Source organism: Clostridium sp. 16K-1-R1 (assembly GCF_023921145.1).
GTDB lineage: Bacteria > Bacillota > Clostridia > Clostridiales > Clostridiaceae > Sarcina > Sarcina perfringens.
In genome coordinates, this window is record NZ_CP046515.1 from 1,426,681 (window position 1) to 1,443,582 (window position 16,902).

Below are 16,902 nucleotides of genomic sequence, written 5' to 3' on the forward strand. Positions count from 1 at the left end.
CTTACAAACAATATGAAAAAATACTGTTTGTAAGTTTTATGAAAAGTTATTTTGATGAAAGTCCTTTATTTATAAACACGTTTTAAAGTAGTGTGTTCAGTAGATCCTAATATTAAAGGAACATTTTCAATTTCAATTTCACTAGATTCAAGGCCGAACCATTTAGCTGGAGAAACTGTGAATTTTTTTATGAAAAGCTTAGCTTTAATTATCATTGAATTCCATGATTTAAGCTTGCTTTCTGATGATAAACATTCATTTATAAGAATAAATCTGAAATCTCCTACATTTCTGTTAGGAAGTGTAGTATACTTTCTATTTTGAACCTTAATATCACCATTATTTATAAGTTCACATACTATTTGACGTAAAAATACATTTAGTTTTTGGTTAACCCTAAAACCAAGTTTAAGTTGCACCTTAACCATATAATCAGTGCCAAATGTATTTACAGTATATTCAGCTGTATAGGGTTCATCAGTTACAATTACATTTACAAACCAATATACATCTGCTCTTTTAGGCCTTTTATCTAATATAGAATACATTATTTTTCTTTCTATTCTTTTGGATTTTTCTGAACTTGTTAAATAAACAAGATTTGTTGCATATTTAGGTCTATCTACATCATTCTTTAATTCTTTTAATTGATTTTTATAATTTTCAATAGGAATATAGTCTAATAGACTCATTTTTATATAATGACCTTTTATCCATATATACATTATGCTTAAAATACATAAAGCTATTAATACTGAAACAAAACCACCTTTTTCGAATTTAACTGCACTTGAAATTAAGAATGAAAATTCTAAAGAGCCAAAGAAGACTAGTATAATTAGTGCAATTGGTAATGGAGTTTTTATTTTTAATAGATAATTGAATAAAAGTATGGATGTCATAAGCATTGTTACAGTTATTGATAATCCATAAGCTGCTTCCATATTATCTGAACTTCTAAAATATAAAACTATAGCTATACAAGCTATCCAAAGTATTCTGTTTATAGCTGGCATGTAAATTTGTCCCTTAGAATTAGAAGGGTAAAGACATTGTAATCTAGGGAATAAATTCAATTTAATAGCTTCTGAAACTAAGGTATATGAACCTGAAATTAAAGCTTGAGATGCTATAATAGCTGCTAATGTAGAAATTAAAACTCCAAATAGTAAAAGCCAACTAGGCATCATTTGAAAAAATGGATTTAAGCTTTCAATTCCATATAATTTAGTATTATTTTTTTGTGATAATATCCAAGCAGCTTGACCAAAATAATTTAATAGTAAGCATATTTTAACTAAAGGCCAAGTAAGATAGATATTCTTTCTACCAACATGACCAAGATCAGAGTACAAAGCTTCAGCTCCAGTTGTTGATAAAAATACTCCTCCAAGAATAAAAAAACCTAAATGATTATTTGGACTAAATAAAATTTTTATTGCATAATGAGGAGAAAGTGCTTTTAAAAGATACAAATTTCCTGATAAATTTACAATTCCTAATATGGCTAAAAATGCAAACCAAATAAACATAACTGGTCCAAAGATTTTACCTATTATTTCTGTACCAAAATGTTGAATAAAGAATAAAAAACTTAGTATTACTAGTACAATGATTATAATTATATCTTGATTATTTCCAAATATATCATTAAAACTAGGCAAGATTTTTAAACCTTCAATGGATGAAGTAACAGTTACTGCTGGGGTTAGCATTCCATCAGCTAGCAGAGCAGAACCTCCTACCATGGCAGGGATAATAAGCCACTTAGCACGACGACGAACTAAGGTATAAAGAGAAAATATACCTCCTTCTCCCTTATTATCAGCCTTTAATGTTATAAGAACATACTTTATTGTTGTTAATAAAGTCATAGTCCAAAAAATAAGAGATAATACTCCAAGGATAAAATCAGGAGTAATGCTTTCTAAACCTCCATTGCCATTTATTATTGATTTCATAACATAAAGAGGAGAAGTTCCAATATCTCCATAAACAACTCCTAAGGCTATTAAAAAGCTTCCTAAAGTAATTTTTTCAATAGAACTTTTATTAGTACTCATATCTATTCTTCCTTTATTATCATAAGTTAATTATTAAGTTGAAAAATATTAATAAATTATTAATGTGTACACATAAAATTAAAATCTAATAAAATTTATACTAGCACCATTATGAAATGATGTAAAGTTATAAATTAAAAAGAAATTAGTTCTATTTTATTAAAACTTTTACATTGAAAAGTTTATTAAAAAATATATAAGTTTTTTGAAAAAATTATAATGAATTCCTGATGAGTATTAAAGTAATCTAGTAAAATAAAAAAGGCTGTATCAAAATATAATAAAGATTACAAACAGTATGAAGAGAATATCTAGATGAACTTTAGAATTTAAATTATTACGTAGAAGATATCACGTTATAAAGCTGAGACTGTTCGAAGCGAAGCAAGTTTCGAAGCTTTAGTGATATCTTCGAAGTAATGATTATAAATTCTTAGTGAAATCTAGTAATTCTCGAAATATGTTTGTAAGCTTTATCAAAAGTTATTTTGATACACGCCCTTTTTATTGATAACTTTAAATTAAATCTATTTTGTAGTTGTTGGAGGAGTGAATACTCTTGCAGCTAATTCATCATCCATCATATATAAAGCAGCAGGATTACCTTCAGATCTTCTAACTTTTTTTAATAATGAGTGGAAGTTGTTTTCTTCTTCAACTTGTTCATCTATAAACCATTTAAGTAAACTCATAGTTGCGTGTTCTTTTTCTTCAAAAGCAACATCTGCAAGGTCATATATTTTACGAGTTACTAATTGTTCATGTTCATAACCTTTTTCAAAGGCTTCAATTATATTTGAAAAATTAAATTTAGGCTTATCTATTTGTTCTAATTCAACAACGCCATTTTTTTGGAATATATAATCGTAAAATTTCATTGCATGGAATAATTCTTCTTGAGCTTGAACTCTAAAAAAATTAGCAAAACCACTTAAGTCAACAGATTCAGCATAAGCAGCCATAGCTAAATAAGTATATGATGAATAAAATTCAAAATTAACTTGTTCATTAAGTTTTTGTAATAAATTTTCACTTAACATATATGTACACCTCTTTTTATTATTTCTATAAAATAATTGTAGTCTTAAAAAGAAAATTAAGCAAACTAATTTATAAAAATTATTAACAGAAATTATTATTCTATTAATAATAGATAGGAGTATCTTGAGATTACTTTATAATGCTTAAATTATGTAATTTTTTCTTCAGATGGAAGTAATCCTATATACTTTTTATATGTTTTTGAAAAATAAGATAAGTTATTAAAGCCACTTTTATAAGCACTTTCAGATATAGTATATCCATTGTAGAGGATTAAATTTCTAGCATTAATACATCTAATATGATTAATATAATCTAGAATAGTTTGCCCTGTTACCTCTTTAAAGGTACGACAGGTATAATATTTACTAAAAGCAACATGGTTACATATATGATCAATTGAAATTTGTTCTTTATAGTTTTCTTTTAAATAATTTATTATTTCTTTTACCATTAGTATTTTATTATTATCTTTTATTTTTATTAATGATGAGTTTTGCTCAATATGGTTTCTCTTAATATGAATTAAAATTTGAAGTATATCCGATTTTATAAATTCTTTAAAATAATCATTTTTATTACTTAATTCCCTATTTATTTCTTCAATTTTCATCTTTAAAAATGAATCCTTAATTAAGTTTTTAAATCTAAAATTATCAAAATTATTTAAATTATCATTAAGTAAATCTTTATCTATAATAAGACAGTAATATTTACAGTAATCAGATATTTTTTCTATAGAATGCAGCTCCTTTGAATTAATTATTATAATATCATCAGCTTTAGCTTGGAGTATTTTATTATCACAAACCACCTTAGCATGTCCATCTAAGAAGTAGAGAAGTTCTATGTTTTCATGATAATGCATCAAAAAACTAGGTTTATTTTTATTTAAAATATCACAATGAAATATTACTGGGAAATTAGGATCCCTATGAAAGTGATTTTCATATATGTAATTACTCATAATTCCTCCTATATAAAAAGCAATATTGTGTTAAATAACAGCAAAATACTTACTTAAATAAATAAAATAATTTTATATAATAATAGTAAACATTTAAATTGTTTATTACCATTATGAGCAAATTTTTGTAGAAAGTAAAGTATTATTAGGGGGAAGAGAAATGCATTTAATACCAAGACCAAAAAATGTAGTTAACCATGAAGGTGAATTTTTTATAGAAAGAGATACTGAAATTATATTAAGTAGTGAATTATCTTTTGAAGATTTAAATTTGGCAATTATGATTCAAGAGGAAATAGAAAGAGTATTAGATTTTAAACTTAACATAAATAAACTTTTTATGGATAAGAAATATAGTAACTCAATAATTTTAAGAGAATGCAAATTTGAAAATGAAGAGGAATATAAAATAGAAATAAATGAGAATAAGGCAATAATAGAAGGGTCTGGTGCTGGATTATTTTATGGATGTCAGAGTTTTAGACAACTTGTAAGAGAGTTTGGAGCATGTATTCCAAATCTAACAATAGAAGATTCTCCATATTTTAAATATCGTGGATTTTATCACGATGTAACGAGGGGAATGGTACCAACCTTAGATACATTAAAAAGCTTAGTTGATAAGGCAGCTTTTTATAAAATAAATCAGTTGCAACTATATATAGAGCATACCTTTGCTTTTAAGGGAATGAGCGAAGTTTGGATGGATAAGGATCCTTTAACAGCGGAGGAAATATTGATTTTAGACAAGTATTGCAAAGAGAGACATGTGGAACTTGTACCATCATTATCAACTTTTGGTCATCTATATGAAGCTTTAAGAAGTAAATCCTTTAGAGAACTTTGTGAATTAGAAATAGGAGATGAAGAATATTCTTTTGTAGATAGAATGGCACATCATACTTTAGATGTTACTAACCCTAAAAGTTTAGGCTTTGTTGAATCAATGCTTTTAGAATTTATTCCTTTATTCAGTTCAGATAAGTTTAATATTTGCTGTGATGAAACCTTTGATTTAGGAAAAGGAAAGAGTAGAGAGAAGGCTGAAAAATTAGGAGTAGGTAAAATATATACAGAGTTTTTAAATAAGGTATATAACATTGTAAAAAGTTTTAATAAAAATGTTATGTTCTGGGGAGATATAATAGTTGGATATCCAGAACTTTTAAGTGATATACCAGAGGATTTAACTTGTTTAACTTGGAACTATCATCCACAGGCTAATGATGTAGCTACAAAAATTATAGCAGAGCATAATAAAGTACAATATGTTTGCCCTGGTGTAGGTGGATGGAATATGATGATGAATCTTATAGAAGGCTCTTTTAGCAATATAAGAAGAATGGTTAACCACGGAATGAAATATGGAGCTATAGGTGTTTTAAATACAAACTGGGGAGATTATGGAAATATAAATCTATTAGCTAATTCAATACCATCTATGATTTATGGAGCAGGAATTTCATGGAATCCAAAGGAAGAGGAGTTTAATGAAATCTTTAAGTCTATATCCCTTATGGAATTTGGTGATGAATCTATGAAGGTGGTATATTTAATGGATAAGCTTTCTAAAAATCAAGTTGCAGGTTGGGGAGAGCTTGTTAGATGGAAAGAAAAGTTTAATGAAAGAGAAGAAACCAAGGAAGAAATTAAGAATATAGATACTTTAAAAGTTTTTGAAGGATATAAGGTTGCTTCAGAGGTAAGAAGAGAGTTTATTAAATTACTTAAAAATACAGAGGATAAAGAAGCTATTCAAAGCTTTGTTGTGTCTTCAAAGGGATGGGAGCTTATAGATAAATTTTTTATGGTATTACTTGAAAGAGAGTTTAATAAAAAAAGTTTATTAGATATAGATAAAAAAGACTTAGCTAAGGATTTAGAGCTTTGGTTTTATGATTACACATCAATATGGAGAAAATATAATAAAGAAAGCGAGCTTAATAGAATAAGAGAAGTTATAGTATATATGTGCTCATATTTAAGGGGTTAAGAGGATTTTTAAAGGCTAAACAAATATAAAATTAAAGAGTATAATAAATTATAAAGTAATATTTACTTTGTTGATAACTTTATTTTTATACTAATAGAATGAAAGAAGGTAATAATTATGAATTATTGGCAAATATCAGCAGAGATAGGTAACACAAATTTAATAGATATATTCTTTGATTTAGGAGTAGCAATTGTTGGCCCTGGAGACAAAGGAGATTATTTTGACAATAAAGAAGAGTACGATATCTTAGGTAAAGAGGGAATAGTTATAAAGAGATTTGCTGAAGAAGTTAAGGTAGGAGATGTACTTATTTTAAAACAGATAAATTCAAGGGATGGAAGCTTTACTATTGTAGCAGCTGGTAAAGTAACAAGTCCATATAGATTTGAACCTGTATTTAACAAAGTAGGACTAGATGAATTGCCTATGCAGCACTGTAGAAGGGTAAAATGGTATATTCCTACTGATGGCTTAGTAATAGATAAAGAAGGGTTAAGTATTGGATTACAAAAGCTTAAGGATGATAGCCCACTAAAAATAAAAGCTCAAGAATTTATGAATGAATTAAAGGATGAGAATTAAAAATTAATTATAAAAATTAAAAACCAAGCTTTAGCTTGGTTTTTTAGTTTGCAGTTTAGAAATCTCCATAATGTTTTTATAATTATTATTTATAAATTATTTTAGTGAAGTTTAATTTTATTAAGGCTTCAATTTATCAAAGTAGTCAAGAGATTCAATATCATCTACTTGAAGTATTGTATCAGCTAACCATTTATCCTCTTTTCTTATAAATTTCCAAAATTCTTCAAATGAATTTGCTGTTGAATAGTCTCCATCAATTATGCAATTATTTTCTTCATTTATAGTGTAATCAATCATTTTAGCCTTTAATAAAACCCAAATAAAATCCTCTCCATTTTCATCATTTTCTACTGCTAATATAGGAGTTACCTTCTTTAATTCTACATCAGATAAAATATTCTTTTCCTTCTTTAAAAGCATCCAATTCATTTTTACAGTATGAGTATCAAAAAAGTTATCTGTCATTAAATGTTTTACAGGTGAATAATCCCTATTCATCCAAGCCTCTTGAATTAGAGGAAAGGATTCTTCAATCTGAGTTTCTATTTCATAGAAATTCCATGCTGGATTTTCAATCTCAAAGTCTTTTAGAGTAGACATAGCTTCTCTTTTTTTAGAATAAACTTTATATCTAGATACACTTCCGTTTTTCACAAACAAGAAATTTATTCCTATGAATGAACTGAATATTAAGAAGTTAATCATATTTCCATAAGGGGAGCTTGAGCTGCTTCCATGAGAGCTATGTGAAGAAGATCCTCCTCTACCACCTCCGCCACCTCCACCACCTCCGCCTCCGCCACCACCGCCGGCACGACAAAGAACTGTTGTGGATGGAATTAAAAATAATAGTATTAACATTATACTTAAAATCTTTCTTAAATTTTTCATTTATTGTCCTCCTTACTCCTATAGAGTATTAATTACTACAATATTTAACAAAATCCTTCTTTTTTTATTAAATATTCTTATTTATTAAATGAAAAATTAAGAAATTTAATATAATGTAATTAAATTTTGATTATTCTTCTTTTTGCTTAGGTACTAATCTTACTCTAAAGATAAGTGCTTTAAGTGCTTTCCAGTCAAGGGGAATAAGAGGATAAAGATAGGAATCACCAGTTAAAGTTTTATTACTTGCAATTAAAACTATTCCTATTATTAATCCTACAAAAAATCCTATTACATTAAATAGGCTTGTTAATATGAGTAGGAGAGTTCTCCAAAATTTTAAGGCATAGCTAAGTTCTAAACTAGGTTGAGAAAAGCTTCCTAGTGTAACTATGGCCATATATAATATGGTTTGTGGTAAAAACCACCCAGTATCTACAGCAAATTGACCAAGTATTAATCCTCCAATAACAGATAAGGACATACCAAGGGCATTTGGCGTATTTAAAGAGGCAAGTTTTAATCCATCTACTGCAACTTCAAGAAGTAAAAATTGTACTATCAATGGAACTTTATAGCCATCAACAGGTAATAAAAATTTTAAGTAATCAGGTATTCTATAGGCATTTTGGATTAAAAGCAAATAAAGTGGGGTTATAAAAATAGTAGAAATTAGTATAAAATTTCTTATTAAACGAATAAAATTACCTGTTATTACAGGAAGATAATAATCATCAACATCCTGTATAAAATCAAAGATAGTAGTTGGTAAAATTATAACTGAAGGAGAGTTATCTATAATAACAACTATCTTTCCCTCAGTTATATGGGCAGCTGCAACATCAGGCCTTTCTGTATATCTAACCTTAGGGAATGGATTATACCATGAGGCATTTGAAAGAGATTCAACAAGGCTTTGTTCGCTCATGGTTAATGCTTGTATATCTAAGTTTTCAAATTTCTTTTTTATTAGATTAAGAGTTTTTTTATCAACTACCTCGTCTAAAAATGATATAACCACATCTGTTTTTGATACATTTCCTATAGACATCATTTCAAAGGTAAGTCTAGGATCTCTTATTCTTCTTCTAATTAATGCAGTATTAAATACAATGGTCTCTACAAAGCCATCCCTAGAACCCCTTAATACTTTTTCAGTTTCTGGTTCTTGAGGCCCTCTAACTGGATAGGTTCTTAAATCTATCATTATTGCACTGGAGAATCCTTCTAAAATTAATGCTGTCTGTCCACAGAGAACTTGAGATACTATTTTATCTATGGATACTTCTTCAGCTACTTCTACATAAGGGATTTGTCTTCTCATAAAATCCTTAGGTGATTTTATTAAGTTCATTTCAGTTTTGCTTAAGGAAAAGAAGTCACTCATGATTAATTCCATTACGTCATCTTTTACAAATCCATCAATATAATACATTGTGGCTTTTTTATCCCCAATTATTATTGAACGCTCAATTATATCAAAACTTTTTCCAACCCTTAAAGCTTTAGATAAAGTATTTATATTTTTATCAAAATTTGATGTTAAGTCCAAAAAAATTCCTCCTTAGTAAATAATATAAACTTATTATTTCAAAGGAGAATAAATAATATTCCTATAATAATTTTATAGTTTAGTATTCTTATAATAAAAAAACTTACAAACATATTTAGAAAATTAATAGATTTTCCTAAGAATTTAAATTCCAAAGCTTATCTATATAATTTTCATATTGTTTGTAAGTTTTATAAAAAAGTGATTTTAATACACTAATATTTTAAATGTTTTAAAAGTGTACCTGTACTAATAATAGTAAGGCTGCAAAGGCTGCTATAATTCCCATTAAAGGCATAATAAATTTCAGCCATTTATTATAGGTTACATCAACCATAGCAAGGGTAGCTAAAATTAATCCTGTTGGAGTTATAAAGGAGATTAATCCTTGACCAAATTGGTAAGCACTAACTATAACATCCCTTGGTAAACCAACTGTATCTGCAAGTGGTGCCATTATTGGAATTGATAAAACAGCAAGACCAGATGAAGATGGAATAAAGAATCCTAAGATTATGAATATAACAAGCATTAATATTATAAATATATTTTTATCCATACCTTGAATTCCATTTGAGGATACATAAAGTAAAGTATCTGATATTTTACCATTTTCAAGTATTAAGTTTATAGATCTTGCAACACCTATAACTAAGGCAACTCCTACTAAATCAGCAGCACCAGCTATAAAGGTATTAACAAATTTCTTTTCTCCAAGTCCTGAAAGGAATCCTAAAATTATTCCAACTACAAGGAATAGAGCAGTCATTTGTATAAATCCCCATCCTTTAGCTGAAACTCCATAAACTAAAATTATAAATGAACCAGCGAAGATTAAAAGCATAAGTTTAAGTCTCCAAGTAAATACTGGCACATCATTACTAGATTCATGAAGGAATTTAGAATCTATTTCATCTTTTTGATCATATACAAGGGATTTAGAAGGATCGTTTTTAACTTTTTTAGCATATCTAAGTATATAAATTATTGTTATAAGTGTAGCTAAAACTAATCCTATCATCCTAAAATCAAGGCCTTCTTTAAAGCTTATTCCAGCAGCTGTTGAAGCTATTACTGAAGAGAATGGGTTTACAGTTGAGAACATTGTTCCTATAGATGAACCCATGTATATTGTGGCTATACAAACTATAGCATCATAGCCAGAAGCTAGGAAGATTGGGAGCAGAATTGGATAAAGGGCAATGGTTTCTTCTGCCAATCCAAAAGTAGTACCACCAAGAGAAATAAGTATTGATAATAATATTATAAGTATATATTCTTTTCCCTTAGTTATTTTAGAAAGGCTAGCAATTCCAGCATTAAATGCTCCAGTTGTATTTAAAACTCCTATTACTCCACCAATTATTAAAACGAACATAATTATATCTATAGTGTCATAAGTTCCTTGAATAGGAGCTTCTATTATTTGAGCAATACCTTGAGGATTTTGAGCAACCTTTTCATAAGTATTTGGTATAGCTATTGGCTTATTTATACTTCCATCAGTAAATTTACTTAAGTCTATTTTTATACCAAGTTTATCTAAGGTATTTTGGGTTGCAGCTTCCTTAGTGCTTTCCCCTTGAGGATTTGTAACAATAAAGGTATTTTCAGCTTCATTATAAGACAACTTTGAATATGATCCTGCTGGAATCACATAAGTTAAAACAGCTGATAAAATTAAAACAATAAATAATACAGTAAAGGCTGTAGGGAACGAAATTTTTTTCTTTTTACTCATTTTTTTACCTCCTCTTAAGTTTTTTATATTGTTAAAGTTTACAATTAATAATATTAATAAATAAATTTTATTAATTAAATACTTGTATTATATTAATTATACTCTTTTGTAATTTAGGGGTAAAATTAGAAAAAATTATTAAAATAATGAATTATTGATTAAATAAAGATATATATACTATTAATTAACTTTAAATGAAATAATTTGAACTTGACTTAATATAAAATTTAATGTAGAAAATATATTTAATATATTATTTTATCATATTTTTACATAATTAAAATAAACTTAATATATTGTTTTAAAGTTCCAAAATGAATATAATAAAAATAAAATAAGGGAAAGAATGTTTTAACTTGAAAATAATTGATTTTCATAACTTAAAGGGGAGTTATACTATTATGAAGGATTTTAATTTTGAAGAAATATTAGAGTCATGTCCTATGGATTATATTTATGGGAAGCTAAAGAATAAAGATTCTAGTGATTTATTTGTACTTAAGTCTAGCATAAAAGAATTTAATAGCAAATTGTTAAGTGAAGTACTAGGTAGTGATATAGATTTTAAAACTATATTTAGTAAAAGTAATATTCATGGAGAAGGGTATTATAAAGACTTAAATGAAAACTTTAGTTTAAAGCTTCTTAATAATGATTATGTAATTATTTGGTTTAGTCAATATTTATTGGAGAAATATAATAAACTAGAAATTAATCTAAAAAAAGAAAAAGACATGTTAGATTTATTTTTAGATTCTTTAACAGATTACGTATTTTTTAAGGACATTGATGGAAGATATATAAATTGTAATAAGGCTTTTGAAAATAAAGTTGGAATTGAGAAAAAATATATAATTGGAAAAACTGATAAAGATATATTTTTTGATGATCCAAGTAAGGTAGAAACATTTATTAAAACAGATAGAGAGGTTATTAATTCAAGAGAAAAGAAAGTTTATGGTGAAGAATGGGGATTTGAATGTGAAGATGGGTATTTAGAAGAGACTGTAAAATCCCCATATTTTGATGAAAACAATGAAGTTAAAGGTATAATTGGACTAACAAGGGACATTTCCTATAAAAAAGCTATAGAATATAGGCTTAAGAAAAATGATAAAATGTTTTTTGAAGTTTTTAATTACTTAGATGATGTTGTAATTATAAAAGAAGGAGAAAAAACTATTTATGTAAACCATGCCTTTGAAAAATTATATGGATTAAATTGTAAAGAGTTATATAAAGAAAAAAGTATGATTGTGAAATTAGATAGAATTCATCCAGAGGATAGATATAAGTTTAGCAATATTGATTTTGGGAATTTTTTTATGGAGAAGGCTAGAATTGTTAGAGCAGACAATGAAGTTAGAAATGTTTTGTTTAGAGCAAACTCCATAAAAAATGAAAATGGAGAATCTATAAGGAGAATCATAGTTATAAATGATATTACAGATACTATAGAAAAAAGTAATGAGATGGAAAAGCTTAGAGTGGAGTTCTTTGCTAATATATCTCATGAATTTAAGACACCTGTAAATTTAATATACAGTGCACTTCAGCTTTTAGAATTAAAGTTGAAAAATAATATAGATAGGAATGAAGAGAGTTATATTAATTATATTAAAATGGCTAAGCAGAATGTTTTTAGATTATTAAAGTTAATAAATAATTTAATAGATAGTACTAAGCTAGAAGCAGGCTTTTTTAATGTTAATATTAAAAATCATGATATAGTAAGTTGTGTTGAGGATATAACAATGTCTATATGTGGTTTTGCTGAAAAAAATAAAATTTCCATAACTTTTGATACAGAAGAGGAAGAAAAAATAATTGCTTTTGATTTGAATCATTTAGAAAGGATACTATTAAATATTTTATCCAATGCTATAAAATTTAATCGGGAAAATGGTAATATAGATGTCTATATGAGTTTTGATGAAAGGTATGCAAATATAAGTATTAAAGACACGGGTATAGGCATACAAAAGGATAAAATAGACTTGCTTTTTCATAGATTTAAAAAAATAAATAATAGATTAACCAAGGTTAATGAGGGAAGTGGAATAGGACTTTTTATAGCTAAGGAGCTTGTAAAAATTAATGGGGGTGAGATGAGAGTTAATAGTGAACTAGGAGAAGGAACAGAGTTTATAATAAAACTTCCAATTAAAAAGATTGAAAGTGAAGTTTTAGATGAGATAGCCTTAACATCCTGTGAAAGAGAAAATAGAGAAGAACTTTACAAAGTGGAATTATCAGATATTTATAGCCTTTAGAAGAAAAGCTGTATCAATTGATACAGCTTTTTATTTTTTATTATACTATTAAAAGTTTAAATTTGAACATTTATGTTATTTATTATACAAATTTTTAATAAGTAAAATAAATTGTAAATTATACCATGAAAACCTTTTCTAGGGTGAAATGCTGTTGTAAAATGATTTTACTAATAAAATGATTTTATTATTAAATTTAAAAAATACATAGGGGGATTTTATTATGCAAATCTTATTTGGAACATTATTATTATTATTAGTATTAGGAGGCTTTACATTATTTAGTTATAAGGCACCACATGGAATGAAGGCTATGGGTGGATTAGCAAATGCTGCCTGTGCAAGTTTTTTAGTTGAAGCCTTTCATTTAGCATTTTTTGGAGATGTATTTCAAATACCTTTTTTAGCACAAGTAGGTGCATCTAATGGAAGTCTTGGAGGAGTTGCAGCTGCAATTTTAGTACCTTTAGCACTTGGAGTTTCTCCTGTATATGCAGTATTAACAGGTCTTGCATGTTCAGGATTTGGAATATTACCAGGATTTATAGCAGGTTATCTTGGTTCATTTGTTATAAAGTTTTTAGAGAAAAAAATACCAGCTGGTCTTGATTTAATAGTTATTATTGTTCTTGGAGCTCCACTTGTAAGGGGAATAGCAGCAATCTCAAATCCACTTGTAGAAACAACTCTACAAAATATTGGAGGAGTTATAACAGCTACATCAACAGCTAGTCCTATAATGATGGGAATTATACTTGGAGGAATAGTAACAGTGGTTGCAACTGCACCTTTAAGCTCAATGGCTTTAACAGCTATGTTAGGATTAACTGGACTTCCAATGGCAATTGGAGCATTAGCAGTATTTGGTTCATCATTTATGAATTTTGTATTCTTTGGAAAAATGAAATTTGGAAGTAAAAAAGATACTATTGCAGTTGCTATAGAGCCTCTTACACAAGCAGACATAATTTCTGCAAATCCAATACCAGTGTATGTAACTAATTTTATAGGGGGAGCTCTATCAGGAATAGTTGTTGCATTAATGGGTCTTACAAATAATACACCAGGAACTGCTACGCCAATAGCTGGTTTTGCTGTAATGTTTGCATATAACCCAGCTATTAAAGTTTTAATTACTGCGGCAATAATAATAGTTCTTAATGTTATTGCTGGTATGATAGGATATTTAATATTTAGAAATTATAAAATAATGAAAGCAGATGAAATTAGAAATAATAAAGATTCTGAAAATAATTTAAATGTTGAAGATGAAGAAGTTTTAGTAGTTTAATAATGATGGATAAATAGAGGAAGGGATAGTTATGAATAATCTTTGTGTTTTTGATATATTAGGTCCAGTAATGGTTGGACCATCATCATCTCATACAGCGGGAGCAGCTAGACTAGGAAAGGTAGCTAGAGCAGTTGCTGGAGAAAAAATTATAGATGTTAAATTTTTGCTTCATGGATCTTTTGCTAAAACATATAAAGGTCATGGAACTGATAAGGCTTTACTTGCAGGTATATTAGGAATGAAGCCAGATGATGAAAGGCTTAGAAGTTCATTAGCTATTGCTAAAGAGGAAGGATTAAACTTTGAATTTATAGAAAGAGATTTAGGAGATTACCATCCAAATACAGTTAAATTTGTTATGGAGTGTGAATCTGGAAAAGTTTGCGAGGTATTAGGGTCATCAGTAGGTGGAGGAAGCATAGAAATAGTTGAGGTAAATGGAAATGAAGCTAATTTTAGTGGAGCATATCCAACACTTATTACATGTCATGATGATAAATTTGGTACTGTAAATAAAGTAACAAAACTTCTTCTTGAACATGAAATTAATATTGCTTTTATGAACGTTTCAAGAACTCAGAAGGGAATGGACGCTACTATGACTTTAGAAATAGATAATAAGATTGATGAATCTGTTATAAAGAGAATGGAAGAAATAGATGGAATAAAAAAAGTTATACTTATAAATTTAGAAGAAGAGGAGAAATAACATATGAGAGTTGCAAAAACTGGAGAAGAACTTTTAGCTATATGTAAAGAAGAAGGGATTAAGCTTAGTGAATATGCCTTAAGATGTGAAATGAAAAGTAAAAATCTTTCTAAAGAAGAAGTTTTAGAGAAACTTTCAAAAACTTTAGAGGTTATGAAAAAATCATCATCAAAAGGAAGAGAAGAAGAAGTATATTCACTTAGTGGATTAATAGGAGGAGATGCTTTTAAACTTCAAAAGTATTTAGAATCTGGAAAATCTTTCACAGGTAATGGAGCTATATTAGCTATGGCTATTTCTTCATCTGAAGTAAATGCTTCTATGGGAAAAATAATTGCTTGTCCAACAGCAGGTTCTTGTGGAATTCTTCCTGCGGTAATGTTAACAGCTAAGGAAAGATTAAATCTTCAAGATGAAGATTTATTATATGGACTTTTAGCAGCATCAGCTATTGGACTTATAATTGGGAAAAATGCTACATTTTCAGGAGCAGAAGGTGGATGTCAAGCAGAATGTGGCTCAGCATCTGCCATGGCAGCTGGTGCCCTTGTAGAACTTATGGGAGGGACACCAGAAATGTCATTAAATGCCGCTGCAATAGTAATAAAGAATATATTAGGTCTTGTTTGTGATCCTGTTGCAGGTCTTGTTGAAATTCCTTGTGCTAAAAGAAATGCTTCAGGTGCCGTAAATGCTATATGTGCAGCAGATCTTGTAATGGCTGGAATAGAATCAAAAATACCTTTTGATGATACAGTAAGTGCTATGGCTCAAGTTGGAAAGGCTCTTCCAGAGACCTTAAGAGAAACAGCACTTGGAGGAGTAGCTATTACAAAAACAGGGCTTATGTTGAAGAAAAAAGTATTCGATAAGTAATTTTAATAATATAAATTTATATTATGTATTTACAAAAAAAGTGTACAAGTATTAACTTGTACACTTTTTACATTTTCTTTACTATTTCTTTATCCCATACAAACATTTGATCAGTATTAGTTAAAGATTTAAATAAATTTTTCTTAAAACCAGGCATAGTTTTGTCTAAACTTCTAATAAGATTTTTCATATCTTCTCTTTTAGTTTTACCATCTGCAGGACAAGGATTTTTTATTACTGGGAAATTATATTCTGCTACTGCCTTTCTTATTTGACTTTCCTCAATAAACACCATAGGTCTTATAAGAGTTAAATTATTTTTATGCATAAAGCTTTTAGGAGAGAAGCAGTTTATTCTTCCTTCATAGCTTATGGAGAGCATAAGGGTTTCTAAGGCATCATCTTTATGGTGTCCTAAGGCAACTTTGTTGCAACCAAGCTTTTCAGCATTATCATTTAATGCACCCCTTCTGAGATTTGCACATAAGGAGCATGGATTTTTTTCTTTCTTTATATCAAAAACTATTTCCTTTATATCTGTTTGAATTTCATAAAAAGGAACATCTATATTTTTACAAAGCTCATGTAATGGACTGTTATCAACTCCTCCAGGATTTAAAGTTATAGCTATTAATTCAAATTTTTCAGGAGAAAATCTTTGATAGTTTTTTAATATATGTAAAAGTGTTAGACTATCCTTTCCACCAGAAAGTCCTACGGCTATTTTATCACCATCTTCAATAAGGTTATATTCTTTTATAGCTTGTCTAGTTTTACTTAATAATTTTTGCATGGTTTTCATAAAAATCACCTCTTAATCTTTATTTAATTATCTTATAATAAAAAGGTGAAAATTAAAAGAGTGAAAATTTTAGAATAAAATTAAATTTGTTGTCAGATATTTAAATTGATAT

General features: G+C 27.9%; 13 protein-coding genes. 6 read left to right on the forward strand and 7 right to left on the reverse strand.

What is annotated here, in order from left to right; translation table 11 throughout:
* Positions 1-65: 65 nt before the first annotated feature.
* From GOM42_RS06205 to GOM42_RS06215, 3 genes are all read right to left on the reverse strand, one after another.
* Entirely contained in the window at positions 66-2,063 is a 1,998-nt protein-coding gene (locus tag GOM42_RS06205; RefSeq protein ID WP_011590620.1) for a KUP/HAK/KT family potassium transporter, read from the reverse strand.
* 527 nt (positions 2,064-2,590) lie between these two features.
* Complete coding sequence (locus GOM42_RS06210; protein WP_011590621.1) at positions 2,591-3,103, reverse strand: ferritin; 513 nt, start codon at positions 3,101-3,103, stop codon at positions 2,591-2,593.
* A 149-nt stretch (positions 3,104-3,252) separates the two neighbouring features.
* Positions 3,253-4,071 (reverse strand): AraC family transcriptional regulator, encoded by an 819-nt coding sequence (locus GOM42_RS06215; protein ID WP_011590622.1) that lies wholly within the window; start codon positions 4,069-4,071, stop codon positions 3,253-3,255.
* A gap of 160 nt (positions 4,072-4,231) precedes the next feature.
* Here GOM42_RS06215 and GOM42_RS06220 point away from each other — a divergent pair, with 160 nt between their 5' ends.
* The gene (locus GOM42_RS06220; RefSeq protein WP_110077424.1) at positions 4,232-6,064 is read left to right on the forward strand and encodes a family 20 glycosylhydrolase; all 1,833 of its coding nucleotides are present in this window, start codon (positions 4,232-4,234) and stop codon (positions 6,062-6,064) included.
* 117 nt (positions 6,065-6,181) lie between these two features.
* Positions 6,182-6,649 (forward strand): hypothetical protein, encoded by a 468-nt coding sequence (locus GOM42_RS06225; RefSeq protein WP_003448417.1) that lies wholly within the window; start codon positions 6,182-6,184, stop codon positions 6,647-6,649.
* 120 nt (positions 6,650-6,769) lie between these two features.
* Here GOM42_RS06225 and GOM42_RS06230 read toward each other — a convergent pair whose 3' ends face one another.
* The 3 genes from GOM42_RS06230 to GOM42_RS06240 form a co-directional block, all read right to left on the reverse strand.
* Positions 6,770-7,543, reverse strand: coding sequence for a Tim44-like domain-containing protein (locus GOM42_RS06230; protein ID WP_110077425.1), 774 nt, complete (start codon positions 7,541-7,543; stop codon positions 6,770-6,772).
* A gap of 130 nt (positions 7,544-7,673) precedes the next feature.
* On the reverse strand, positions 7,674-9,095 hold the full coding sequence (locus GOM42_RS06235) for a spore germination protein (protein WP_057231370.1): 1,422 nt from the start codon (positions 9,093-9,095) through the stop codon (positions 7,674-7,676).
* A 232-nt stretch (positions 9,096-9,327) separates the two neighbouring features.
* Complete coding sequence (locus GOM42_RS06240) at positions 9,328-10,836, reverse strand: YfcC family protein (RefSeq protein ID WP_003448442.1); 1,509 nt, start codon at positions 10,834-10,836, stop codon at positions 9,328-9,330.
* A 401-nt stretch (positions 10,837-11,237) separates the two neighbouring features.
* On the opposite strand from GOM42_RS06240, the gene GOM42_RS06245 reads away from it, so the two are divergent.
* The 4 genes from GOM42_RS06245 to sdaAA all read left to right on the forward strand — a co-directional run bounded on the left by GOM42_RS06245 (position 11,238) and on the right by sdaAA (position 15,988).
* Positions 11,238-13,109: a PAS domain-containing sensor histidine kinase gene (locus GOM42_RS06245; RefSeq protein WP_011590627.1), complete on the forward strand. Its 1,872-nt coding sequence runs from the start codon at positions 11,238-11,240 to the stop codon at positions 13,107-13,109.
* Positions 13,110-13,332: 223 nt separating this feature from the next.
* Complete coding sequence (locus tag GOM42_RS06250; RefSeq protein WP_003460396.1) at positions 13,333-14,400, forward strand: PTS sugar transporter subunit IIC; 1,068 nt, start codon at positions 13,333-13,335, stop codon at positions 14,398-14,400.
* Positions 14,401-14,431: 31 nt separating this feature from the next.
* On the forward strand, positions 14,432-15,112 hold the full coding sequence (gene sdaAB, locus GOM42_RS06255) for an L-serine ammonia-lyase, iron-sulfur-dependent subunit beta (protein WP_011590628.1): 681 nt from the start codon (positions 14,432-14,434) through the stop codon (positions 15,110-15,112).
* A 3-nt stretch (positions 15,113-15,115) separates the two neighbouring features.
* On the forward strand, positions 15,116-15,988 hold the full coding sequence (sdaAA, locus tag GOM42_RS06260) for an L-serine ammonia-lyase, iron-sulfur-dependent, subunit alpha (protein ID WP_252597726.1): 873 nt from the start codon (positions 15,116-15,118) through the stop codon (positions 15,986-15,988).
* A 67-nt stretch (positions 15,989-16,055) separates the two neighbouring features.
* Here sdaAA and GOM42_RS06265 read toward each other — a convergent pair whose 3' ends face one another.
* Positions 16,056-16,781, reverse strand: coding sequence for an ATP-binding protein (locus tag GOM42_RS06265; RefSeq protein ID WP_041702749.1), 726 nt, complete (start codon positions 16,779-16,781; stop codon positions 16,056-16,058).
* Between the last annotated feature and the right edge of the window lie 121 nt (positions 16,782-16,902).

Excerpts from the sequence above, each read along its gene's own strand:
- GOM42_RS06205 (WP_011590620.1), bottom strand. The coding sequence starts at position 2,063 with ATGAGTACTAATAAAAGTTCTATTGAAAAAATTACTTTAGGAAGCTTT.
- GOM42_RS06210 (WP_011590621.1), bottom strand. The coding sequence starts at position 3,103 with ATGTTAAGTGAAAATTTATTACAAAAACTTAATGAACAAGTTAATTTT.
- GOM42_RS06215 (WP_011590622.1), bottom strand. The coding sequence starts at position 4,071 with ATGAGTAATTACATATATGAAAATCACTTTCATAGGGATCCTAATTTC.
- GOM42_RS06220 (WP_110077424.1), top strand. The coding sequence starts at position 4,232 with ATGCATTTAATACCAAGACCAAAAAATGTAGTTAACCATGAAGGTGAA.
- GOM42_RS06225 (WP_003448417.1), top strand. The coding sequence starts at position 6,182 with ATGAATTATTGGCAAATATCAGCAGAGATAGGTAACACAAATTTAATA.
- GOM42_RS06230 (WP_110077425.1), bottom strand. The coding sequence starts at position 7,543 with ATGAAAAATTTAAGAAAGATTTTAAGTATAATGTTAATACTATTATTT.
- GOM42_RS06240 (WP_003448442.1), bottom strand. The coding sequence starts at position 10,836 with ATGAGTAAAAAGAAAAAAATTTCGTTCCCTACAGCCTTTACTGTATTA.
- GOM42_RS06245 (WP_011590627.1), top strand. The coding sequence starts at position 11,238 with ATGAAGGATTTTAATTTTGAAGAAATATTAGAGTCATGTCCTATGGAT.
- GOM42_RS06250 (WP_003460396.1), top strand. The coding sequence starts at position 13,333 with ATGCAAATCTTATTTGGAACATTATTATTATTATTAGTATTAGGAGGC.
- sdaAB (WP_011590628.1), top strand. The coding sequence starts at position 14,432 with ATGAATAATCTTTGTGTTTTTGATATATTAGGTCCAGTAATGGTTGGA.
- sdaAA (WP_252597726.1), top strand. The coding sequence starts at position 15,116 with ATGAGAGTTGCAAAAACTGGAGAAGAACTTTTAGCTATATGTAAAGAA.
- GOM42_RS06265 (WP_041702749.1), bottom strand. The coding sequence starts at position 16,781 with ATGCAAAAATTATTAAGTAAAACTAGACAAGCTATAAAAGAATATAAC.